The 22,030-nt window shown below is 40.8% G+C and carries 22 protein-coding genes and 2 tRNA genes; 15 read left to right on the top strand and 9 right to left on the bottom strand.

From position 1 onward, the window contains the following. Window positions 1-13: 13 nt before the first annotated feature. The 4 genes from proS to rpsT all read left to right on the top strand — a co-directional run bounded on the left by proS (window position 14) and on the right by rpsT (window position 2,111). On the top strand, window positions 14-1,489 hold the full coding sequence (gene proS / locus F2B13_RS10595) for a proline--tRNA ligase (RefSeq protein ID WP_149304107.1): 1,476 nt from the start codon (window positions 14-16) through the stop codon (window positions 1,487-1,489). 111 nt (window positions 1,490-1,600) lie between these two features. Further along, window positions 1,601-1,672: transfer RNA gene (locus F2B13_RS10600), tRNA-Glu, on the top strand. 62 nt (window positions 1,673-1,734) lie between these two features. Beyond that, a tRNA-Glu gene (locus F2B13_RS10605) sits at window positions 1,735-1,806 on the top strand. A 53-nt stretch (window positions 1,807-1,859) separates the two neighbouring features. Continuing rightward, complete coding sequence (gene rpsT / locus F2B13_RS10610; protein ID WP_149275049.1) at window positions 1,860-2,111, top strand: 30S ribosomal protein S20; 252 nt, start codon at window positions 1,860-1,862, stop codon at window positions 2,109-2,111. 84 nt (window positions 2,112-2,195) lie between these two features. Here rpsT and F2B13_RS10615 read toward each other — a convergent pair whose 3' ends face one another. From F2B13_RS10615 to rho, 3 genes are all read right to left on the bottom strand, one after another. Further along, window positions 2,196-2,879: a hypothetical protein gene (locus F2B13_RS10615; RefSeq protein WP_149304108.1), complete on the bottom strand. Its 684-nt coding sequence runs from the start codon at window positions 2,877-2,879 to the stop codon at window positions 2,196-2,198. Window positions 2,880-2,907: 28 nt separating this feature from the next. Beyond that, window positions 2,908-3,648 carry a hypothetical protein gene (locus tag F2B13_RS10620; RefSeq protein WP_149275051.1) on the bottom strand — a complete coding sequence of 247 codons (741 nt, stop codon included), beginning with the start codon at window positions 3,646-3,648 and terminating at the stop codon, window positions 2,908-2,910. 311 nt (window positions 3,649-3,959) lie between these two features. Further along, window positions 3,960-5,600: a transcription termination factor Rho gene (rho, locus tag F2B13_RS10625; protein WP_149304109.1), complete on the bottom strand. Its 1,641-nt coding sequence runs from the start codon at window positions 5,598-5,600 to the stop codon at window positions 3,960-3,962. A 194-nt stretch (window positions 5,601-5,794) separates the two neighbouring features. Here rho and F2B13_RS10630 point away from each other — a divergent pair, with 194 nt between their 5' ends. Continuing rightward, window positions 5,795-6,205, top strand: coding sequence for a DUF4293 domain-containing protein (locus F2B13_RS10630; RefSeq protein ID WP_149275053.1), 411 nt, complete (start codon window positions 5,795-5,797; stop codon window positions 6,203-6,205). A gap of 242 nt (window positions 6,206-6,447) precedes the next feature. Then, window positions 6,448-6,579, top strand: a complete 132-nt coding sequence (locus F2B13_RS20730) for a hypothetical protein (protein WP_262713822.1) — start codon at window positions 6,448-6,450, stop codon at window positions 6,577-6,579. A 208-nt stretch (window positions 6,580-6,787) separates the two neighbouring features. Here the strand turns inward: F2B13_RS20730 and F2B13_RS10635 are convergent, their stop codons facing one another. Continuing rightward, complete coding sequence (locus F2B13_RS10635; protein ID WP_149275054.1) at window positions 6,788-7,282, bottom strand: metallophosphoesterase family protein; 495 nt, start codon at window positions 7,280-7,282, stop codon at window positions 6,788-6,790. Between the two features lie 120 nt (window positions 7,283-7,402). On the opposite strand from F2B13_RS10635, the gene truA reads away from it, so the two are divergent. Together truA and F2B13_RS10645 are read left to right on the top strand one after the other, a co-directional pair. Further along, window positions 7,403-8,155: a tRNA pseudouridine(38-40) synthase TruA gene (gene truA, locus F2B13_RS10640; RefSeq protein ID WP_149275055.1), complete on the top strand. Its 753-nt coding sequence runs from the start codon at window positions 7,403-7,405 to the stop codon at window positions 8,153-8,155. Next, on the top strand, window positions 8,148-9,917 hold the full coding sequence (locus tag F2B13_RS10645; protein WP_149275056.1) for an ABC transporter ATP-binding protein: 1,770 nt from the start codon (window positions 8,148-8,150) through the stop codon (window positions 9,915-9,917). Before truA ends, F2B13_RS10645 begins: the two co-directional genes overlap by 8 nt. Here the strand turns inward: F2B13_RS10645 and cdaA are convergent. Next, window positions 9,914-10,702: a diadenylate cyclase CdaA gene (gene cdaA, locus F2B13_RS10650; protein WP_149275057.1), complete on the bottom strand. Its 789-nt coding sequence runs from the start codon at window positions 10,700-10,702 to the stop codon at window positions 9,914-9,916. The two genes, F2B13_RS10645 and cdaA, sit on opposite strands and share 4 nt — an antisense overlap. Window positions 10,703-10,743: 41 nt before the next feature. Further along, complete coding sequence (folP, locus tag F2B13_RS10655) at window positions 10,744-11,571, bottom strand: dihydropteroate synthase (RefSeq protein WP_149275058.1); 828 nt, start codon at window positions 11,569-11,571, stop codon at window positions 10,744-10,746. Between the two features lie 111 nt (window positions 11,572-11,682). Here folP and F2B13_RS10660 point away from each other — a divergent pair, with 111 nt between their 5' ends. The 7 genes from F2B13_RS10660 (at window position 11,683) to F2B13_RS10685 (ending at window position 17,108) form a co-directional block, all read left to right on the top strand. Further along, the gene (locus F2B13_RS10660) at window positions 11,683-12,255 is read left to right on the top strand and encodes a DUF1599 domain-containing protein (protein WP_149275059.1); all 573 of its coding nucleotides are present in this window, start codon (window positions 11,683-11,685) and stop codon (window positions 12,253-12,255) included. A gap of 67 nt (window positions 12,256-12,322) precedes the next feature. Then, window positions 12,323-13,420, top strand: a complete 1,098-nt coding sequence (locus tag F2B13_RS10665) for a BT_3928 family protein (RefSeq protein ID WP_149275060.1) — start codon at window positions 12,323-12,325, stop codon at window positions 13,418-13,420. Between the two features lie 60 nt (window positions 13,421-13,480). Next, on the top strand, window positions 13,481-14,230 hold the full coding sequence (gene tpiA, locus F2B13_RS10670) for a triose-phosphate isomerase (RefSeq protein WP_149275061.1): 750 nt from the start codon (window positions 13,481-13,483) through the stop codon (window positions 14,228-14,230). Between the two features lie 118 nt (window positions 14,231-14,348). Continuing rightward, entirely contained in the window at window positions 14,349-15,182 is an 834-nt protein-coding gene (prmA, locus tag F2B13_RS10675; protein WP_149275062.1) for a 50S ribosomal protein L11 methyltransferase, read from the top strand. A 30-nt stretch (window positions 15,183-15,212) separates the two neighbouring features. Next, window positions 15,213-15,488 carry an ATP-dependent Clp protease adaptor ClpS gene (locus F2B13_RS10680; RefSeq protein WP_149275063.1) on the top strand — a complete coding sequence of 92 codons (276 nt, stop codon included), beginning with the start codon at window positions 15,213-15,215 and terminating at the stop codon, window positions 15,486-15,488. 252 nt (window positions 15,489-15,740) lie between these two features. Beyond that, window positions 15,741-15,893, top strand: coding sequence for a hypothetical protein (locus F2B13_RS20435; RefSeq protein WP_198439743.1), 153 nt, complete (start codon window positions 15,741-15,743; stop codon window positions 15,891-15,893). A 183-nt stretch (window positions 15,894-16,076) separates the two neighbouring features. Continuing rightward, window positions 16,077-17,108 (top strand): acyl-CoA dehydrogenase family protein, encoded by a 1,032-nt coding sequence (locus F2B13_RS10685; protein ID WP_232625219.1) that lies wholly within the window; start codon window positions 16,077-16,079, stop codon window positions 17,106-17,108. A 154-nt stretch (window positions 17,109-17,262) separates the two neighbouring features. On the opposite strand, the gene F2B13_RS10690 is transcribed toward F2B13_RS10685, so the two are convergent. The 3 genes from F2B13_RS10690 to F2B13_RS10700 form a co-directional block, all read right to left on the bottom strand. Beyond that, window positions 17,263-17,601, bottom strand: a complete 339-nt coding sequence (locus F2B13_RS10690; protein WP_149275064.1) for an SRPBCC family protein — start codon at window positions 17,599-17,601, stop codon at window positions 17,263-17,265. Window positions 17,602-17,805: 204 nt separating this feature from the next. Beyond that, on the bottom strand, window positions 17,806-19,326 hold the full coding sequence (locus F2B13_RS10695; protein WP_149275065.1) for an arylsulfatase: 1,521 nt from the start codon (window positions 19,324-19,326) through the stop codon (window positions 17,806-17,808). Between the two features lie 200 nt (window positions 19,327-19,526). Next, window positions 19,527-21,038, bottom strand: a complete 1,512-nt coding sequence (locus F2B13_RS10700; protein ID WP_149304110.1) for a sulfatase family protein — start codon at window positions 21,036-21,038, stop codon at window positions 19,527-19,529. Window positions 21,039-22,030 lie beyond the last annotated feature (992 nt).

Here is a 22,030-nt window from a genome sequence, read left to right on the forward strand (position 1 = left end):
CAAACTACAGGTAATGGGTAAAAATTTGACGAAGCGCAGTGAAGACTATTCCAAATGGTATAATGAACTCGTAGTGAAAGCCGATTTGGCTGAAAATTCAGGAGTTCGGGGATGTATGGTGATTAAACCCTACGGTTATGCCATATGGGAGAAGATGCAGGCAGGGCTTGACAAGATGTTTAAGGAAACGGGCCATGAAAATGCCTACTTTCCTCTTTTCATTCCTAAATCATATTTGAGCAAAGAGGCTAGCCATGTGGAAGGTTTTGCCAAAGAATGTGCAGTGGTTACCCATTATCGTCTGAAAAATTCGGAAGATGGATCTGGTATCGTGGTAGACCCGGAAGCTAAGCTTGAAGAAGAACTCATAGTGAGGCCTACCTCCGAAACTATTATATGGGACACCTATAGGAGATGGATTCAATCATATAGAGATCTACCCTTGTTGATCAACCAATGGGCCAACGTTGTACGATGGGAAATGCGTACACGACTTTTTCTCAGAACGGCGGAGTTTTTATGGCAAGAAGGGCATACGGCGCACGCCACCGAAAATGAGGCGATCGAAGAGGCCGAAAGAATGATGAACGTATATGCTGATTTCGCGGAGAATCATATGGCTATGCCCGTAATAAAAGGATTGAAAACCGAGAGTGAACGTTTTGCGGGTGCCATAGAGACCTATTGTATCGAGGCTTTAATGCAAGACGGAAAAGCACTTCAGGCAGGTACATCGCATTTTCTAGGTCAAAATTTTGCCAAGGCTTTTGATGTGAAGTTCGCTTCAAAAGAAGGAAAACAAGAATATGTTTGGGCCACTTCTTGGGGAGTGTCTACAAGGCTGATGGGGGCATTGATCATGACCCATAGCGATGATAACGGTCTGGTTTTACCGCCAAAATTAGCTCCTATTCAAGTGGTAATCGTACCGATATATAAAGGTGTTGAGCAACTTGATGAAATTTCGGAGAAAGTGGGCCCCTTGGTCAAGGAGCTACGGAGTAAAGGTATATCGGTGAAATTTGATGATCGAGACACCCATAAGCCCGGATTTAAATTCAACGAGTATGAATTAAAAGGGGTGCCCGTACGTTTGGCAATCGGACAGCGCGACCTGGCCAACGGAACTTATGAGGTGGCTCGTAGGGATACGTTGAAAAAAGAAACAATACCTTCGGAAGAGGTGGTCGCCAAAATTGAATTTCTTTTAGAAGATATTCAGCAAAATATTTATAAGAAAGCGAACGACTATAGGGTCGCTCATATGACCGAAGTGGATACATACGATGAGTTCAAGCAGATCATCGAGAAAAAAGGAGGGTTTGTTGCTGCGCATTGGGATGGAACCATGGAGACGGAAGATCGTATAAAGGAAGAGACAAAGGCTACGATACGTTGTATTCCTTTTGGGTTCAAAACGGAAGAAGGAAAGTGCATGGTTACAGGAAAACCATCAAAGGAAAGGGTGCTGTTTGCCAAAGCATATTAAAAAAAAATATGTAGGTGTTGCGATAGTAAAAAATAATTGTATTTTTGCACCCGCGCTGAAAGGTATTGATTTCCAATTGATAGCTTCGTGATGGCGTTTTGATAATATAATGGCCCGTTCGTCTAGGGGTTAGGACGCCAGGTTTTCATCCTGGTAACAGGGGTTCGATTCCCCTACGGGCTACTTTTAAGTTTGGAGTTCATTGTTCTTGGTTAGTGGTTGAATACAATCATTGACCAATTTACGGCCCGTTCGTCTAGGGGTTAGGACGCCAGGTTTTCATCCTGGTAACAGGGGTTCGATTCCCCTACGGGCTACAAAAGTTCGAGAAGGATCGGTGCAGAAGTATTTAATTAATTTGTAATAAGAAATGGCAAATCACAAGTCGGCATTAAAGAGAATCAGAAGAAACGAAGCGGTACGTCTTCGCAATCGTTACCAACATAAAACAGCCCGTAATGCAATCAAGAAATTAAGGTCTGAAGAAAACAAGAAGGATGCTGAGGCTTTGTTGCCTAGTGTTATCAGCATGGTCGATCGTTTGGCCAAGCGAAATATCATTCATGCAAATAAGGCCGCTAACCTGAAAAGTAAATTGGCGAAGCACGTCAACGCTTTATAGAAAATATAATTGTAAAAAAAAGGCCCCGCTAGTTTAACTTACTATCGGGGCCTTTTTTATTTAGGCCAGGGTAACCTAAATGGCCTACCGTGGCAGTCTTCTTCTCATTCTTAGGAACCCTATGATGATCAAGAGATACATGATCACGATCAAACTCAAATGGGTCAGGCGTACATGTGTACCTTCTGTGATGTTATATATGGAGTGGTAAAACCTCAATATTTTGATGGGAAGGTATCCAGCATAGAAAACGAAGAGTCCTAAGCTAATCCAGAATAAAAGATCGTTTTTCCAGGGTATTTCGTTTTTAGTGGTGAAAATTTGCCTTAAATACAAAGTCGAACAAACCAAAATAATAAGCCCTCCCACTACATAGGTTGCGGTTTGAGAAGAGGTTACAAAGTCCTCATAAAAAGGGTTTAAAGTGGCGACAATCAGAAAGGCAATACTGGCATATTGGATACCTATCTTTATCTTTTCATTGTCGAGATAAAATGTATAAATACGAAAAAAGTAAAGACAAAAAATAACGTTATAAATGTTATAGATGACCATGTTGTAAAATGCCAAGGCATCGCTACCAAAAAAACGGTATTCAGGATATTCAAAAATAAGACTTCCCAACATCTCATTTAAAAAAGTGTAAATGAAAATGATGGGGAGGTACTTTAGTTTGGTGTCGAAATATTTCGAATAACGATATAGTGACAATAGAAAAGTGATACCGTAAAGGGGTACATAAGCATTTTCCAAGAAATACCTTAGCATAAGTCGATGTATCTATGGCCGTTAACTTTTAGTATGGCGGCGGTGCAGAACTTCCTTCGTTCTTTGTAGTACTTCTATCGGCGAATACAGGTGCCGGAGATGCGAAACTGGGGGCTAAAGAGGCTTCGCTTTTCGATTCGGCCTGGCTTTTTTCATTTGTGCCTTCTCCTTTTCTTCTTTGAAAGTCATTCGCCAGCAATACAGCTCTGCGCTTACCATCTTGCGCATCTTCCGTATAGAATATATATTCTTTACCATCACGTTGAATGGTGGGAGACATCATAATCGAATTCTGACGGGGATGTACCACAGCCTTGCCGTCAGGAAATTTCTCATCATTAGGATAATTTGCAAAATAAAAGCGAAGAGTAGTCAGTTTCTCCCCAGATAGTTTCGCCTCGTTCTCGATGTAGGCCATGTATTTTTTCAAATCTTCATAGTCATAGTACACATATCGTGCGACATCGAATTTGGAGCCATTGGAATCGGCGGTATTGGATTCTTGACCATTTTGCATCTTACCTTGTTCTTTCTCATCCAAACTATCTTCATATTCTTGAATAAGATTAACCCTACGTTTTTCGTAGTTGACATAAAGCTGGCGGGCTTCTTCAGGAAAAATAATACCTTGGTCATAGGTTTCATCTGCTTCAACACAGGGGCATTCAGGGCAAGGTGTAGTTTGTTTGGTGTCTACCCCACAACTAGAAATCAAGAGTAAAAAAAGAACGATAGTACCGAGGCATGTGATTTTCTTTGCATTTTTCATGAAATAAGTTTTACTGGTTGTATAGAAATGTTCTTGCAAAGTTTTGGGGGGACGTTAACTTTTGCGCTATAAAGATATTAAAATACCGATACTACGTAATTAATTCTTAAGAATTCGGTTACATTTTTTGAATGGGCTGTCTGTTAGCTATTATAGGAATAGGTCGAGGGTTATGAAAAAAAGTACCGTTAAATAGCGGTCTTTTTTTCTGGCTCAATAGAAATAGCACAAAAAAATCCCGAATAATACTCATTGAAGTACTATTCAGGATTTTTGTTATTTAATCATTGGCATTCTATGCCATTACATGGTTATTGATTCATGGTCATCAAGAACTCTTCGTTGTTTTTCGTTTGTTTGATACGCTGTTCTATGAATTCCATGGCTTCAACAGGGTTCATGTCGGCCAAGTATTTGCGTAGTATCCACATACGTTGAACGGTATTTTCATCATGCAATAGATCGTCCCTACGCGTACTTGAGGAGGTGAGGTCGATAGCGGGAAAAATCCTTCTGTTCGATATTTTGCGGTCCAGTTGCAGTTCCATATTACCTGTTCCTTTAAATTCCTCGAAAATAACCTCATCCATTTTTGATCCGGTCTCGGTCAATGCAGTGGCTATTATAGAAAGTGAACCGCCACCCTCAATATTCCTTGCGGCACCGAAAAAGCGTTTCGGCTTATGCAGTGCATTGGCGTCGACACCACCACTCAGTACCTTACCAGATGCCGGTTGTACCGTATTGTAAGCCCGAGCAAGGCGTGTAATCGAATCTAGAAGTATGACGACGTCGTGCCCGCATTCGACTAGTCTTTTTGCTTTTTCCAATACAATGTTGGCCACACGAACATGTTCGGTAGCCTCTTTGTCGAAAGTAGAAGCAACGACTTCACCACGCACATTGCGCTGCATATCGGTAACCTCTTCCGGACGCTCATCGATCAAAAGTATGATTTGGTAAACTTCGGGATGGTTGGCGGCTATGGCATTCGCAATAGCTTTCAATAACATCGTTTTTCCCGTTTTAGGTTGTGATACGATCATACCCCTTTGCCCTTTTCCAATGGGCGAGAACAAATCCATGATTCGGGTAGAGATGTTGCTCTGGCGGTCAGCAATGCTAAACTTCTCTTGCGGGAACAACGGTGTAAGGTGCTCAAAAGACACCCTATCGCGTACGACTTGTGGGTCTATGCCGTTGATTTTATTGACTTTAATGAGTGGAAAGTACTTTTCACCTTCCTTTGGGGGCCGCACATTACCTAAGACAGTATCTCCCGTCTTTAGGCCAAATAGCCGTATTTGTGATTGGGAGACGTAGATATCATCGGGAGACGAAAGGTAATTATAGTCCGATGATCTCAAAAAGCCATATCCGTCCTGCATAATGTCGAGAACACCCTCACTTTCAATAATGCTATCGAATTCGAACTCAGGTTCTTTATATCGGTTCTTGAGATCTTTATCAAAATTGCTTTTGTCGTGATTGTTTTTTTGATGGCGATGGCCCTTATTCGTATTGGTCGAATTTTGGTTTTTGTGGCCTTGATTACTCTTTTGGTCTTTTGTGGGCTGATTTGAATTTTTCGACTTCGTTCTGGTCTTTTTCGCTTCAGGACTTTGACCTTGAGTATTGGTATTTTGACTTTTCGTGTTGGAGCTCGACTTTTTGCTATCAGAACCGGAATTATCAGATGCAGCTTCAGTCGAGTTGTTCGGTTTTTTACTTTCCTTGCTTGCTCTTGCCCTAGAAGTTCTTGGCTTGGGCTTTTCTTCTGTTTTTGGGACAATAACTTCGGCTACTACCTTTGGATTGGAGGCCTGTACATCAAGGATTTGATACACCAAGTCCAATTTCTTTTGGGTCTTGTATTTAGGTACATTGAGGCCTTTTGCAATTTCCTGAAGTTCAGGCAGCTTTTTTGCTTTTAAATCTGAAATTTCAAACATTAAGTGTGTGGTATAAATTATAAGTCTTTGTAAATTGTAAGAAGTGTATTGTTATTCGGGTATTACTAGGGAAAGATTTCCCACTGGGTAAGTGCTATAACTAATAACGTAGCAATAATACAAATTATTTTCAGTATTACACCTATTTTTTTGAAAAAGACCCTATTTTTGCACACCGAAATGCCTTTTAAGCAATGATTCAGAGAATACAGACCATTTATTTACTTATCGTCATACTGATTTCGGGAATTCTCCCTTTCTGGGTGAATCTTTGGTCCAATGCGGAAGGTACAGAGATTTATGCCCAAAACGAGATTCTGGTATCCGTTGTTTTTTATATCTCGGCAATATTGGCCCTAGTAGCCATGTTGCTTTTTAAGAATCGAAAAAATCAATTTGTGCTGAACAGATTGAATCTCATATTGAATCTTTTTTTACTAGGATTTTTCGTTTATCGATCACTAAATTTATCTGGAGAGACAGCTGTCTCTGAGAAGGGTATTGGGATGTTGATTCCTGTAGTTTCTATCGTTTTTCTGGTCCTGGCCAACAGGGCCATCAAAAAGGATGAAGATCTCGTAAAATCTGTAGATCGTCTTCGTTAAACCTTATATCTTAGTAGTATTAGTGCGTAGAAACCCGGAAGCTACTTCCGGGTTTTTTATGTTTGTTTTTATCTTGAATCAGAAAATTATAATCCAAAAGAAGGGACTTTTAATTCGATAAGCGTTTTTTAGTAATCGTTTGCGCTTTTGAATTACATTTAAAACAAGAAATTTTTTAGTAGGTACAGAAAGATGATCCCAGTTGCCTAAATCAATGAGGTTTTTAATAAAAGAGAATAAGTATGAAAAAAATAGTAAGAGCCCTTTTAGCAGGTTGGGGCGCTAAAAAAATTGGTGGTGGAAAATGTGGCTGTTTCGGTGCCGTAATCGTTTTCATACTATTGTATTGGTTATTGGGGTACGTGATAAATTAAAAATGAGGTTGAGGGTCGGCCATCTACGATTGTATTTATCGATTAGATTATTTTTTATGTGAATCGCGCTATTTTTAGATGTGGTTATTATCGAAATTGCGGTCTCATAAGTAGGTTAATTGTTCTGTTTGAACTAAACGACAGAACAAAGCAAATTAAAAGGGGATGTCGTGGGGACGTCCCCTTTTTCATATTAAATTAGGCGCTATTAGCGCTTTCCTAATTCGACAACTTCAAGGTTTTTAATATCCTTATCATCGATAGTGAATCGTAACATGGTCCGTACTTGATGAAAACCATTCTTTCCGCACGCCCCGGGATTCATATGTAGCACATCTCTTTTTTGATCCATCATAACCTTTAGGATATGGGAGTGCCCACATATGAAAAGCTTCGGCGGATTTTCATCGATAAGGGTTTTGGTCCTTGAGTTATATTTAGGGGGGTAGCCTCCAATATGTGTCATCAGCACGTCAACCCCTTCACAAAAAAAACGCTGGTTTAGGGGAAATTCTTTTTGAATGATATGATCATCGATATTTCCGAAAACGGCTCTTACGGGGCCTATTTTCTGTAAACTATCAATTACCGACAAATTTCCTATATCACCGGCATGCCATATTTCATCTGCTTGACGGGCATATTTAAGAATGGTACTATCCATAAATGAATGGGTATCTGAAAGCAGAAGAATCTTGGTCATTGTATAGCGTATTTACGAGTTTTATTGCGCACGACTTGACCATCCAAAACAACATCAAATACATTCGATTTGGTTTCCTGAGAACCCTTATCTTTGCGCACTACAAAACTACTAGATTCATTGAGATATTTTGTTGAATTTGCATACGTCGGTAAAGCGTACCATGGGTGGCAAAACCAGCCTAATGCTTTAACTGTTCAGCAGGTGTTGGAGAATTCTTTTTCGACCCTATTAAGACAGTCAGTCTCGCTCACCGGAGCCGGCCGTACTGATGCAGGGGTACATGCGCGTCAGATGTTCGCACATTTTGAGGCCGAAGGGCTGCAACAAAAAGACGATATGGTGTATCGGTTGAACTCCTTTCTCCCCTCCGATATTTCAGTGAAGACTATTTTTGAAGTAAACGAAAACGCCCATGCCCGTTTTGATGCTGTTTCCCGAACTTATGAGTATTGGATTACACAGGAAAAGAATCCCTTTTATGTCGATTATGCTTATGAAGTGAAGTCTCCGTTGCATGTCGAAAAAATGAACCAAGCAGCTAAGCTTTTATTGGAGCATACTGATTTTGAATGTTTTTCAAAATCAAAAACCGATGTGAAGACGTACGACTGCCACCTTCGAAAAGCCACGTGGGAGAAACGAGATGATGTGCTGGTTTTTACGATAACAGCAGATCGATTCTTGCGCAATATGGTGCGTGCGATCGTAGGTACTCTTATAGAGGTCGGTCAAGAAAAATATGTGCCCGAGCATGTTAAAACGGTCTTAAATAGTAAAGACCGAGGCAAGGCGGGACCATCGGTACCGGCAAAAGGGCTATATTTGATTTCAGTTGTATACCCCGAAAAGATTAGGATAAGGAATGGATAAAAACTCTGGCAAAGCTTTCGATGTAGGGTTGTTCAAGCGATTAATGCGGCATACAAGGCCTTATCGAATTACATTTTACGGCGTCGCCTTGGCGGCCATTCTTTTGTCGGCCTTTGCTGCAATTGGTCCTTATATAGTCAGTGCAATTATCGACGATGCAATCATCACCCCTGATGCCGAAAAGTTGCTCAATCTTTCATTGCTTATGTTCGGCGTGTTGGTAGCTCAGGTCATCAGTCAACTTTTGTTCAATTACTATGCAAATTGGTTGGGCGAGTCGGTGATACGTGATATCCGAATCAAACTTTTCGAGCATATGCTCAGTTTTCGAATGAAATATTTCGATACCTCTTCACTAGGCGTATTGGTCACACGGGCCGTAGCGGACATGCAGCGCATAGGAGAGATTTTCAGTCAAGGTTTCTTCGTTATTGTCGGTGACCTACTAAAAATGATCGCTGCCGCCGGCATGATGATCTACTTGAACTGGAAACTAGCCCTTATTGTTTTTGCCTTGCTACCTATTATACTTTATGCCACCCGACTATTTCAAAAGGCAATGAAGGTTGCCTTTATCGATGTCCGTGCCCAAGTATCGAATCTAAATTCGTTCGTTCAAGAACGTATAACTGGCATGAAAATAGTTCATCTCTTTACTCGTGAAAAAATAGAAAGCGATAACTTCAGGGGTATTAATGAAAAACATCAAAATGCCTGGTTGAAGACCGTGTGGTATAACTCCATATTTTTTCCCGTGGCTGAAATCGTCACTTCTGTTGCTATAGGTCTGGTGGTGTGGTATGGAGGTCTTCAGAACGTGGCCAATATAACCGTTGATATTTCGGGTACTATTTTCGCCTTCATCATGTATATCGAAATACTATTTCGGCCTTTACGACAGATTGCTGATAAATTCAATACGTTGCAAATGGGAATGGTCGCCGCGAACAGGGTATTTAAAATTTTAGATACTCAAAGCAATATTCAAGATGTCGGCACCATCGAAAAAGTAGATGTAGAGGGAAGCATAAAGTTTTCCGACGTACGATTTGGATATTTGGAAGATGAAGAGGTACTTCATGGAATAAATTTTGAGGTTAAGGTAGGTGAAACTGTGGCTATTGTGGGGGCTACGGGTGCGGGTAAGTCTACTATTGTCAATTTGCTCAACCGGTTTTATGAAATCAATTCAGGAAGTATTCAAGTCGACGGCATAGACATCAAAGATTTTAAACTTGCCTCATTGCGTTCCCAAATAGCCGTTGTACTCCAAGATGTTTTTCTCTTTGCCGATACCATTGCGAACAATATTTCATTGAAAGATCCCTCGATAACGTTAGAGACCATTACCGAAGCGGCAAGACAAATCGGGGTCGATGAATTCATCTCTAGTCTTCCGGGGGGGTACCAATACAATGTGAAAGAGCGCGGTACTATGCTTTCGAGCGGCCAGCGGCAATTGATCGCCTTTTTGAGGGCCTATGTAAGTAATCCTAGTATTCTTGTGCTCGATGAGGCCACTTCATCGGTAGATACCTATTCTGAGCAACTGATACAAAAGGCCACGGAAAAAATCACTGCGGGTAGAACCTCTATAATCATAGCTCATCGATTGGCAACCATTAAAAAAGCCGATAAAATTATTGTTATGGATTCCGGTCAGATTGTTGAGATCGGCACGCATAAAGACCTATTGAAAAACGGAGGGTATTATCGTAATCTTTACGAAGCTCAATTTTTGGCCGAAGAGGAGGTCGCCTAGTTGATTAAGTCGTTCTTAATGATATTGCCGAGTTCGTTCAGGTCACCGTAGTCAATAAACTCTCCATTTTTAATAAAGGAAATATTACCGGTTTCTTCACTGACCACTAGGGTAAGCGCATCGGTTTTTTCGGTGATGCCCACAGCCGCTCTATGTCTAAGACCAAAACGAAGTGGAATATTTCGTTTGTTCGATACAGGAAGGATAACCCTAGTCGCTACGATATGGTTGTTCTCGATGACCGCTGCTCCGTCGTGCAACGGACTATTTTTGTAGAAGATACTTTCAATAATTGGTTGGTTGACCTCTATATACATTTTGTCACCCGATGATTTTATGAAATCTAGGGAATTACTCCTCTCGATTACAATAATGGCACCCGTTCGAGTCGCGCTCATTTTCTTGCAGGCCGCTAGAATAGAGTCGATATCGGTACTGCTACTGAGGCCGTCTTGTTTTAAAAACTTGAAGTGTTTGATGAACTTTTTCTTATTGGCGAAGTTGGTCGAACCGATCATCAGCAGAAATTTGCGGATCTCTTGTTGAAAAACGATGATCAAGGCAATAAGACCAACTTGCATGAAAGCCCCCACCATGCTACTGATCATTTCCATTCCTAGAAGTTCGGTAAGCTTCCAGAACCCCCATACGATTACGATTCCAATGAAGATGTTGATGGCAACTGACCCCCTTACCAGTTTATAGATATAGTATAGTAGTACCGCTACCAGAATGATATCGAGAACATCGGTAACCTTAAAATCTAAAAAATTAAGAAAATTCAATGTGGAGGTGTTTTTGTAAATTTAGAAAAAACCATAAACATTCATTCGGCTTTCAACTGTTCTGCAAGTTTAATACATTCCACTGCTTCTTTAACGTCGTGCACACGTAAAATATTGGCTCCTTTCATCAGAGCGACCATATGAAGTGCCGTTGTACCGTTCAGGGCCTCTTCGGCAGTAATGTTCAGGGTTTTATATATCATTGATTTTCTACTGAGTCCAGTCAATATAGGGAGTTTTAGATTCTGAAAGAGCGCTAAACCGTTCAATAGTTCAAAATTTTGTGAGGCCGTTTTGGCGAAGCCGAAACCTGGGTCGATAATCAAATCGATCAAACCCAATGATCTAGCAACCGCAATTCGGCCCGAAAAATATTTAATAATATCGATTAAAAGATTTTCATAGTTCGTGTGTTGCTGCATGGTATTCGGATTTCCCCGCATATGCATTAAGATGTAGGGCGCATTGTACTTGGCGACCGTAGGCATCATTTCCTGGTCGCGTTCTCCAGCAGATATATCATTGATCACAGTAGCTCCGGCTTGTAGACATTCCTCTGCCACTTTACTTCGAAAGGTGTCTATAGACAAAATGATTCCTGGAAAGTTTTGAAGTAATAATCCAACCACGGGAACGATTCGTTGTAATTCCTCGCTTTCAGAAATATCTTTGGCCCCAGGCCGCGAACTGTAGGCGCCTACGTCGATGAAGGTAGCACCATCTTTCAACATTTTTTCAGTATGGTCTAAGATAGAACGCTCGTTTTGATAGGTCCCTCCATCGTAAAAAGAATCGGGTGTAATATTTAAGATGCCCATTACTTGTGTACGGGCTAAATCGATAAGTTGGCCTCTGCAGTTTAGGGTCATAATTTTCTTTAAAAGAAGTTGTAGCGGTACCTTGATAAACCAAGTTTAAAATACGAACTTTGGGCGATTCAAGATTTTGGTGGAAATTTAAGCAAATTATAAAGTATAACCATGCAGCGTACTTCCGAGCAATATGACGCGATAATTCGCTTGTGCCGTGACCTTTTTCAAAATAAGATGAAGGATTATGGGAGTGCTTGGCGCATTTTGCGCCTTCCGTCCTTGACGGACCAGATTTTTATTAAGGCACAGCGCATTCGAGGTCTTCAAGAAAATAGTACGAGAAAGATAGACGAAGATGAACGTTCGGAGTTTATAGGAATTATAAATTATTCGATTATGGCCTTGATTCAATTGGAGAAAGGTGTCGCTGTGCAGCCAGACCTTTCGGTAGAACAAGCTTTAAAACTCTTTGACAAGCACGCTTCGACGACGAAGACCTTGATGCAAAACAAAAATCATGATTATGGAGAGGCATGGCGCGATATGAGAGTCAGTTCTTTAACCGACCTTATTTTGCAAAAAATATTGCGGGTCAAGCAGATTGAAGATAATAAAGGAAAGACCCTCGTAAGCGAAGGCATTGACGCCAATTACCAAGACATGGTCAACTATGCTGTTTTTGCCCTGATTCATCTTAAAGCTGATGATAATCCATCAAAACAAGAAAAGCCTAGAACCTAAATTCGTACACCTGCTGATGAACCTATTAGGGCAATGCGCCGACCTCGGAAATAATAAATAGCCATAGATGAAATATCTTGTTGATTTTAGTAGAATAATCGTTGGGGTCCTTTTTATCATAAGCGGCTTTATTAAACTGAACGATCCTGTAGGTTTTTCGTTCAAACTGGAAGAGTACTTCAGTCAAGGGGTCTTGAATTTACCTTTTTTAGAGCCCTACGCTCTTGGAATTTCAATATTCGTTGTGATTTTCGAGGTCCTTTTAGGGGTAATGCTCTTGGTGGGCTTTCGGGTAAAGTTCACGGTATGGAGCCTGTTGCTCATGATAATCGGTTTTACGTTTTTAACTTTTTATTCCGCTTATTTCAATAAGGTTACCGATTGCGGTTGCTTTGGCGATGCCATTAAACTTACGCCTTGGGAATCATTCACGAAAGATATCATATTGCTGGTTCTTATTGTGATCCTTTTCAGAGGGCAACGATTTATCAAACCAATTTTTGGTTCCAATTCCAAAAGGCTTGTTACTTTGGTAGCCCTGTTATTTTCCATAGCCTATTGTTGGTATGTGTTGAACCATTTACCGGTTATAGATTTTAGACCCTATAAGATCGGCGCCAATATAGAGGAAGGAATGAGTGTGCCCGAAGACGCCCCTAAACCTATCTATGACTATGCTTGGAAGTTCAAGGTAGACGGACAGGAAAAGATTATTGTCACTCAAGGGGACTATCCACAGGTCGATGGTGAGTTCATTGATGTAGAAACAACAGAGGTACAAGAGGGGTACGAGCCTCCCATACACGACTTTACCATTGAGAAAGAAGGGGTAGACGTAGCAGATTCGCTATTGCAGGAACCCAAGTTGGTCATGGTAATCGCTTATGACTTACGAAAGACGAATGAAGATGTATATTCCGAAGTTGCGAGAATTACTGAAAATGCAATGAAAAAGGGCTATACGGTAATCGGCATGTCGGCTTCTAACGAAACACAAACCCAAAAATTAATCAATAGTCACCATCTTGATTTTGACTTTTATTTTACGGACGAGACTACCTTGAAAACCATCGTAAGGTCTAACCCTGGATTTTTGGTCTTAGAGAAAGGAACGATTCGACAAAAAGTACATTACAATGATTTGGACGAGCTAAAATTTGAGTAAAGCCTTATTTAACAAGATGTTACCCTATAACGCCTAAAAGAGAACCTAAAAATAAAAACAATGAGAAGCAAAATAGTTGCAGGAAACTGGAAAATGAATAAAAATCTTGAGGAAACGGAGATTCTACTCAATGAGTTGGCCGCCAAATTGCCCGATACCCAAGCCGAAGTCATGGTCGCTCCGACTTTTGTGAACCTCACAGGAGCTGTACGGGCTTTGGAATCGTCGGTAATCGAGGTAATTGCCCAAAATATGCATTTTGCCGAGAGTGGGGCTTATACCGGAGAAATTTCTGCCGATATGCTTCTGAATATTGACATTGATACCGTAATTCTTGGCCACTCTGAAAGGCGGGCCTACTTCGGTGAGACCGATGAAATTCTGGCAAAGAAGGTTGCTACGGCATTGAATAAAGATATGAGAGTGATGTTTTGTTTCGGGGAAGAGCTGAATGATCGAAAGTCCGAAAATCACTTTAAGGTCGTCGAAAGCCAATTGAAAAATGCACTCTTTTCGCTTGACGGCAGTGCCTGGAAAAATATCATTTTGGCCTATGAACCTGTATGGGCTATCGGAACGGGCGAAACAGCCTCACCTGAACAGGCACAAGAGATGCATGCCTTTATTCGCAAGACGATTACCGAAGCCTATGATGCAAACATAGCGGATAATGTTTCCATTCTCTATGGAGGTAGCGTGAAACCGGCGAATGCTCAAGATATTTTTGGGAAACCCGATGTAGATGGTGGGCTCATAGGAGGCGCCTCTTTGGTTGCCGATGACTTTGTTGCCATCATCAGCGCGTTTTAATCGAGTTTCTGATATTTAATACGTCAGGCATCAGGAGACGGTGCTTGAACTGGTTGCACGGTTTTTCTTAATGGGCACGTGGAGCGCACCGTTCCCCTGGCTGTCATACATACTTACCATGTCTATACTATATTTGGAATATGCGTTTAAGGTAGCCCCGTTGCAGCCGGCTTCCGATATATTGATTGCCGAACTCGGAGAAGCCGGTTTCGAAAGTTTTGTTGAAAATGACGAAGGCATTTTGGCCTACATCAATAAAGAAGACTGGGACGAGAGCGTAGTAGAAAACATCGATATTCTACAAAATCCCAAGTTCACCATCGATTATTCCTTTAAGGAAATCGAACAAGAGAACTGGAACGCCACTTGGGAACGGAATTTCGAACCGATAAAAGTGGGGGATGATTGTGTGGTTCGAGCACCTTTTCACGAAAAACCTAACGTCAAGTTCGATATCATAATTGAACCGAAAATGAGTTTTGGTACGGGCCATCACGAAACCACCTATATGATGTTGCACTTCCTTCTTGAAATGGATGTTAGGGGAAAAACAGTGCTTGATATGGGAAGTGGTACGGGTGTATTGGCGATTTTGGCCGCAATGAAAGGTGCCGAGCGTATCGATGCCATCGATATAGATAATTGGTGCTATCTAAATGCCCTTGAAAATGTGGGGCGAAACGATTGTCACCATATTTCCGTTCATGAAGGGGATGCAAGTTTATTGGGCCATACGAGTTATGATCTAATAATCGCTAATATCAACCGAAATATCCTGATTTCCGATATTCCGGTGTATAGCGAACATCTGAAGAAAAACGGACAGCTTTTGTTAAGTGGATTTTATGAAAAGGACATCCCGAGCATTACCGAAATCTGTGCGCAATCTGGTCTGAAATTCGAAAAAAACATCGAAAAGAACCATTGGGCTGCGGTAAAATATGTATTTTAGAACGTATTTAGTCATTAAAACGATGTTGAAATGAGTGGAAAAGAGAAAGTATCGGAAGAGCTGCTTTTAGAGAAGGAAGTCGTTAAACAAAATGAAATCGTTCTCTTTAACGACGATGTAAATACGTTCGATCATGTCATTGAGACTTTGATCGATGTATGTGAGCATACCCCGGAACAAGCGGAACAGTGTTCACTTATTGTGCACTATAACGGAAAGTGTACGGTAAAAACCGGGGAGTATAATGATTTGGAACCTCGTTGTAGTCGTCTTTTGCTAGCCGGGCTAAATGCCGAAATCGTCTAGCAATTGTGGGCCGATGAAGAATGAAAAAACGGGCTTGATGGTCCCGGAAGTTAAACTTGCCTGAATCCTACCTTCCTTGATTCTTAGCGTACTTACACGATATTTTTACTTCACTTTATATACCTTTGCAATACGATTAAAGAGGTACCAGTTCAAGCAATGGGCCGAGATGATACCTTGATGTAATCTGCTCCGCACCTGATTTGGATAATACCGACACAGCGATTTTTTTAATTATCTAACCCTTTTACTATGGATGGCGACCCCATTTCGCAGGGTGTGGGTACCATTGAGACGACAAAACAAGATCCCCAATTATCTTTATGGCATTATATTACTCTAATGACCGGCCTTCGGGTGCTCTATCGCTCGGGGATATATGCAGATATGTTCTTACATCTATAGTATCTTGGAATGCGTATCTAGGGCGGGTTCTATTGGAAAAATAAGAACGCGGTGTGCCCTAACATCGGTGATTTGAGGTCAGATGCCTTACTGATATATAAGGGACTCTGCACTTAAACTGGGGTAATGACATTTTTGTTTCTTGTGGCGCTGTCGGGGTATATTTAATGGAAGAAAATCTGTATGAAAAGATCGAAATATGATATGCATAAACTGGCGGACCTTAATTTTAAACCACAGGTATTTTCGGAGGAAATAATACGGGAGATAGATCGATACAACCTTTGGAACCTATGGGTCCCGAAGTCTCACGGGGGACTCGAAATGTCATTGTCGGAAGGCTTGAAAAAACTATTTTCTTTAGCAGAAATCGATGGAAGTTTGGGGTGGACGGTCACCCTTTGCAGCGGCGCCAATTTTTTCTTTGGAAATCTAACAAAAGATGTGGTCGAATCTATTTTCATTAGCCAAGAATCCCCAATTCGTTTTGGGGGCAGTGGTGGCGTATCGGGCTATGCGGAAAAGAAGAACGAAGGATATAGTATTACCGGAAAATGGAAATATGCTACCGGGGCGACCTATTTGACGCATTTCACGCTCAACGCTGAGGTTAGGGTGGGAGGTAAGGCGGTATGTGATGAAAACGGAGCCCCTATGGTACGCTCTTTTTTGATGGGCAGGGAAGATGTTGAAATTATTCACGATTGGAATGCCATGGGACTCAAGGCTACAGCGACCCATTCTTTTGAGATAAAAGAAAAGTATGTGCCCGAATCACATAGTTTTATATATGATCGCTATTTTCATGACCATCCTATTTTTAAGGTTCCTTTCTCCAGTTTCGCTGATTTAACGCTATGGGTGAACTATCTGGGGATGGCCTCCCATTTTTTGGAGGAGGCTAACAAAGTGCTGTCCCAGCAAGAGCTTTTAAAACTATTAACTACTTCGATCGATCAATCGATAGATAGTGTAGAGGACCATGCGGCGACTATAGAAAGGAAAATTTTAGACGGGGAAAAGCTTTCTGAAAAAGACATGAGAACAATTCATCAAGACGCGGCATCATCCGTAGCTCGACTTTCCCAAGCCATTCTTAAGGTGTACCCTCAATTGGGAATTATGGCGTGCAGCGAAGACCATGTCTTAAACCATATTTTTAGGGATTATTTTACGGCTATACAACACCATATCTTTAGTAGAGACCTTGAATAGAGCAGGAACGCCAGTGCTGTTTTTCTCGAGGAGGTCAAAGGCAGATTTGTACTTTGGGCGGAAAGCCCGTTTTCAAAAAGAGAGCTGTCCATTCGCGATGGTGGAAAGTTTAGGGCTGTAGAGACGGAGTGAAAAAGAGATGCTTGCCTTTCTTTTAATAATCGATTATGGGGCATTCCAAATATAAAGCCTGTATGTAGCCACCAGGTATTTTCTTCCATGGACCCGTTTCGGCAAGGTTTTTTACGATTCTATTCCGTTCTTTTAGTTGGTTCGCCAAATAGTTTAGCAAGAATAATTTATCTGCTGACTTGCCCCATAGTCCAAATGGGGATTCATAGGTAAAATAATCCGTCAACAAAGTCCGGCTAGTTACGTTCGTAAAATAATGCTCATGTCTGAAACCTTTAAAAGTTCCCTTAACCCTGTCAGCGACCAACAGATTCGGGCCTTCAAATTTCTTGATTTTAGATTTTAGTTCAATTCTAGGCAAGGTTTAATAATTCCTAACAATTAAATTTACACCCCAAAGCAATACTATAACAGCAATGGCTAAAATATTTACAAAGGTTTTCCACGGGAAAAGCATGTGTTCCTTTATTTTGAAGAAGTCGTTTTATCGCATCTGAAAAGGCAGATTGGGATTCCTAGTAGTAAGAATAATATTCTCCTATCGATGGGCAGGTGTTAATCATGTTTACTGTTGCCCCAATGGGGTATTGGCATAATGATTTGATAATTCAATGACCTTCTCCGGTAATGAATCAGCCAAGTTCACAAGTTCTGTGGGATCCTCGATGATGTTGTATAATTCCCAATCCTCACCATTGAGTCTAACAATTTTGTAATCACCACTTCGGAACATTCTGAATTTTTCCATTCCCGAAACGAAATAGTCAGGTTGTTTACGCTCCTTTCCCATAAAAACGGGTACTAACGAACTTCCATGAAGGGGTAAGGTAGGATATCCCTCAATGGAGTCCGGATATTGAATGTTTAAAATATCCAAAAAAGTTGGTGCTATGTCTACTACGTGTCCAGGTTGATGGGTAATCGTGTTAGGAGCTATTTTACCGGGCCAATAGGCTACAAAAGGGGTATGACTTCCTCCTTCATGACCACATTGTTTATATTGTCGATAGGGCGTGTTCCCGAGGTTTGCCCAAGTAGCCCGTAAACTCCAGTAGGAGTTGGCAGGACCTGGCCCAACATCAGTGATCTTGTTGGTGTAAAACGGACAGGACCCGTTATCGTTTAGATATAAGATCAATGTATTTTCAAGCTTACCATGTTTCTCAAGCTTTTTCAAAACACGCCCGATATTTTGATCCATTCGGTCAATAATAGCGGCATATACGGCCATTTCAAGATCTAAAGAATCTTTTTGAGCTTTAGATAAACTATTCCACGCGTAATACTCTGTATATTCCGGTATCAAAGGTCCTCGAAACTTATTTAAATTATCCTCAGGCTGACTCAGCTTTGCAGCCTTTGGAAGCACTCCTAATTTTTGCATTTTCGCAAAACGGTCCTGTCTAATCTCATCCCAACCTTTTAGATATTTCCCCCTATATTTCTTAATATCCTCTGGTCTGGCCTGAAGTGGGTAGTGAGCCGCGTGATAGGGTAGATATAGAAAAAAAGGATTTTTTTCTTCAAATGCTTCATCCAACCAATTCAAGGCGTAGTCCGTGATGAAGTCAGTCTTGTACATCGGTGATTTGTCATATTCGATTTCGTTTGCATTTAATTCTCTCCCTTCAAGAAAAAAGGGTCGTTCGAACTTACCGGATGGAGGTAGGAAGTATTCTGTTGTTGCCCAAAAATAAAAAGAGTGGTCAAACACATTTTCTGCCTTACAATATTCAGGCACCCATGGATCAAAGTGTTCCTTTCCGCTCATGATAGTAAAGTAACCTGCCTGCTTTGTCAGGTTCGCTAAGTGTACAGCTCCGTTTCCCCCTGTATACAAACCCGTAAGCAGTGATGACCTAGTAGGATTGCATTTAGCCATATTGTAAAATGTAGTAAATCGTAAACCTTCATTAGCCAATTGATCAATATTTGGAGTTTCAATTTCACTACCGTAAGCACCGATATCCGATATCCCAATATCATCTCCCATGATCAAGATAATATTTGGTCGTTCCTCTTTTTTTTCAGCACAGGAGTAGATGAAAAAGTAGAATGGTAGAATCAACAAGATTTTTTGAATCATAGTATGCTTAATTAATACCCCACAAAACGGTTTCGACAATGCATAGTTGCGTAGCGCCGCCGACGAGCAAAGCTAGAAGTAGTCGAGTGCCATTACTTATTGCCATTGTTGATCTTATTTCGTGTTTAAATACAATTTCCCTATCCGTCTTTCTGTACAGTCTACTTTATAGTTCAAAGGCCGCCGAGCGCAGCATGACTTCAATGGGAGGTTTTGCAGTATTCTTTTAATAATTTGTCAAGTTCTTCAATTTTTTCCGGATATTTTTCATAGAGGTTCACACGTTGCTCAGAATCATCCTTCATATTAAAAAGTAAACCTGGTTCATCGAAATCTGTATAGCCTGTGAGCTCTTTAAATGAATCTGGTGGCTCCCTATGCCCGCCAGAAGGACTATTAATATAAAGCCAATCCCCTTTTCTTATCCCCCACTTTGATGCATACGTATTGTGGATCGTAGTCTCCCGGAGAGGCGAATGATAGGGCTCGCCTTTCAATACTGGCTCGAAATTATAACTATCGGGAGCAGCATTTTCAGGTAAGTCTATTCCAATGAGGTTTGCTACGGTTGCCATAATATCAATCTGAGAAATTAGCTCATTCGAAATTGATCCCGCCTTAATTTGATTCGGCCACTTTATGACGAGAGGAACATGATGCCCTCCTTCCCATACATCACGTTTTAAACCGCGAAAGTTTCCCATACTAAAATGGCCGTACTTTTCCGCACGCTTCCAAGCGTAAGCTTCCGTACCATTGTCAGCACTAAATATTATGATTGTGTTGTCTTCCAGGCCTTTTTCTTTCAGTGCTTTTAAAACCTGTCCTGCTACCCAATCGGTCTGAACCATAAAATCACCATAACCACCCGCCTGTGATTTTCCGTCAAATTCATCGTTCGGAATAATGGGTGCATGCGGTGAGGGTAACGCAAAATAAAGAAAGAAAGGCTGTTCTTTTTCTTGTGTATTAATCCAATCAACCGTTTTTTTTGTTAGCGTAGGCAACACCTTATAAGGGTTCCAACCTTTTACCTTAGGACCAGGTCGAAATTCCCATTCTCCTTCTTTGGTTTCAAAGCCAATAGTATGGATGTCCATTTCTTCGGTTGGAGCTTTGATTAGCTGATCATTTTCAACCCACGCATAAGGGGGGAAGTTAATGGTTCCGTCACCGAAATAATAGTCAAACCCTCGATCCAGTGGGCCTCCTGTTATAGGTTTACTCCAATCGATATCCTCCAGGCGATAGAATTTTTGCATTGAACCCCACTGCATTACTTCACCTGAAGGGGCGTTTTTAAATTCCCAATTCCACCCTAAGTGCCATTTGCCCATACAGGCAGTATTGTACCCTTTTGATTTTAAGACCTGCGGTAAGGTAATGTCCGAGTCCTTGAAAAATGGTTTGCCAAAAGCACCAACAATACCATGTTGCCTACGCCAATGATATGTGCCCGTAAGCAAAGCATATCGACTTGGAGAACAGATGCCTGATGAGCTGTGTGCATCGGTAAATCGCATACCTTCTGAAGCAAGTTTGTCGAGATTTGGAGTCGGAATTTTTGAATTAGGATTCTGACAATTAAGATCGCCATAGCCCATATCATCTGCATAGATAATTACAATATTTGGCGGATTGCGTTCTACTTTCGAACAATTGGTTAATGCTACTATGGTCAGTAGTAAAAATGTGATTGTTAATGGTTTCATTGGAATCCTTTTTACACATTATTTAATTGTACAGAATTATAATATTCATATAGTGTAGTCACCATATTTGCCAATGATCTGCTACATACAGTTCGGTTATTTCTACGGAAATATAGGGAAATCCCGCAACAATAATGTGGATATCTGTCTCCTTATTAGAGCCACTTCATAGTTCGCCGGCCGCAGCGCGAAGTGCGTCATCGGTGGAGGATTTTGCACTATTGGGAGTATATATTGCCCTAGTAATGAGCGATGAACACTTGTAAAATAAAAACGAATGGTGAATACATTGCTTTTGGTACCATGTTAGGGCACCTAACAGCAAAGTTCAGTTTCAGCATAATATGCCTGAGGGGTTTGTGTATGATTGGTCGTGATGCCTATCGGGTTTTCAGAAAAAAAGCTAGTGAGTTTTGTGTATGAAGTTTTATTCGTTTCACCCAATGACCATGAACTATATCCGTTTTTTGCCATAGTTAAATTTGGTAGGTACTTTAAATATCTTCATTTATTTTCATTCTGAAGCCATAAAAAATGGTTTCAGTAATATAGTTATCTAAATCAATCATTAGTAAAATTACTGCTGATGGAATAGGCAACTTAATTTCCCTTTTTTAAATATTTGAGGAATTATTTTTATATCTCATTACTAATATAGAAAGATTGGTGGTGGCCTGTCGTAAAGGAATTGTTTCCTTACTTATAAAAACCAATTTGGTTTGATTTGTCAACAATACTTCAATTTCCGACCTAGTAAATAGTTCGTCATTTGAGTCTTCAACAAGAATGTCTACAACCTCTATGCCATTGGATTCGGGAATTAGGGTTATATATTGTTGCAAAACTTTCTACGAGAAAGCTTGTGTTTATTCAGATGGAAGGACTCGTTTTTTAATCCGATAAGCTCAGATCAGACTCCTGAAATTGTAATATTCTTGTCGGGATAGTTGGTAATCGCGGTTGCTATTTTCCCAATTGAATAGGGGCGTAGT

The sequence above is a fragment of the Pareuzebyella sediminis genome (genome assembly GCF_008367235.1).
Lineage (GTDB): Bacteria > Bacteroidota > Bacteroidia > Flavobacteriales > Flavobacteriaceae > Pareuzebyella > Pareuzebyella sediminis.

Bases quoted from the DNA above. Each gene is read 5' to 3' on its own strand.
- proS (WP_149304107.1), top strand. From the start codon at position 14: ATGGGTAAAAATTTGACGAAGCGCAGTGAAGACTATTCCAAATGGTAT.
- rpsT (WP_149275049.1), top strand. From the start codon at position 1,860: ATGGCAAATCACAAGTCGGCATTAAAGAGAATCAGAAGAAACGAAGCG.
- F2B13_RS10615 (WP_149304108.1), bottom strand. From the start codon at position 2,879: ATGCTAAGGTATTTCTTGGAAAATGCTTATGTACCCCTTTACGGTATC.
- F2B13_RS10620 (WP_149275051.1), bottom strand. From the start codon at position 3,648: ATGAAAAATGCAAAGAAAATCACATGCCTCGGTACTATCGTTCTTTTT.
- rho (WP_149304109.1), bottom strand. From the start codon at position 5,600: ATGTTTGAAATTTCAGATTTAAAAGCAAAAAAGCTGCCTGAACTTCAG.
- F2B13_RS10630 (WP_149275053.1), top strand. From the start codon at position 5,795: ATGATTCAGAGAATACAGACCATTTATTTACTTATCGTCATACTGATT.
- F2B13_RS20730 (WP_262713822.1), top strand. From the start codon at position 6,448: ATGAAAAAAATAGTAAGAGCCCTTTTAGCAGGTTGGGGCGCTAAAAAA.
- F2B13_RS10635 (WP_149275054.1), bottom strand. From the start codon at position 7,282: ATGACCAAGATTCTTCTGCTTTCAGATACCCATTCATTTATGGATAGT.
- F2B13_RS10645 (WP_149275056.1), top strand. From the start codon at position 8,148: ATGGATAAAAACTCTGGCAAAGCTTTCGATGTAGGGTTGTTCAAGCGA.
- folP (WP_149275058.1), bottom strand. From the start codon at position 11,571: ATGACCCTAAACTGCAGAGGCCAACTTATCGATTTAGCCCGTACACAA.
- F2B13_RS10660 (WP_149275059.1), top strand. From the start codon at position 11,683: ATGCAGCGTACTTCCGAGCAATATGACGCGATAATTCGCTTGTGCCGT.
- F2B13_RS10665 (WP_149275060.1), top strand. From the start codon at position 12,323: ATGAAATATCTTGTTGATTTTAGTAGAATAATCGTTGGGGTCCTTTTT.
- tpiA (WP_149275061.1), top strand. From the start codon at position 13,481: ATGAGAAGCAAAATAGTTGCAGGAAACTGGAAAATGAATAAAAATCTT.
- prmA (WP_149275062.1), top strand. From the start codon at position 14,349: ATGTCTATACTATATTTGGAATATGCGTTTAAGGTAGCCCCGTTGCAG.
- F2B13_RS10680 (WP_149275063.1), top strand. From the start codon at position 15,213: ATGAGTGGAAAAGAGAAAGTATCGGAAGAGCTGCTTTTAGAGAAGGAA.
- F2B13_RS20435 (WP_198439743.1), top strand. From the start codon at position 15,741: ATGGATGGCGACCCCATTTCGCAGGGTGTGGGTACCATTGAGACGACA.
- F2B13_RS10685 (WP_232625219.1), top strand. From the start codon at position 16,077: ATGAAAAGATCGAAATATGATATGCATAAACTGGCGGACCTTAATTTT.
- F2B13_RS10695 (WP_149275065.1), bottom strand. From the start codon at position 19,326: ATGATTCAAAAAATCTTGTTGATTCTACCATTCTACTTTTTCATCTAC.
- F2B13_RS10700 (WP_149304110.1), bottom strand. From the start codon at position 21,038: ATGAAACCATTAACAATCACATTTTTACTACTGACCATAGTAGCATTA.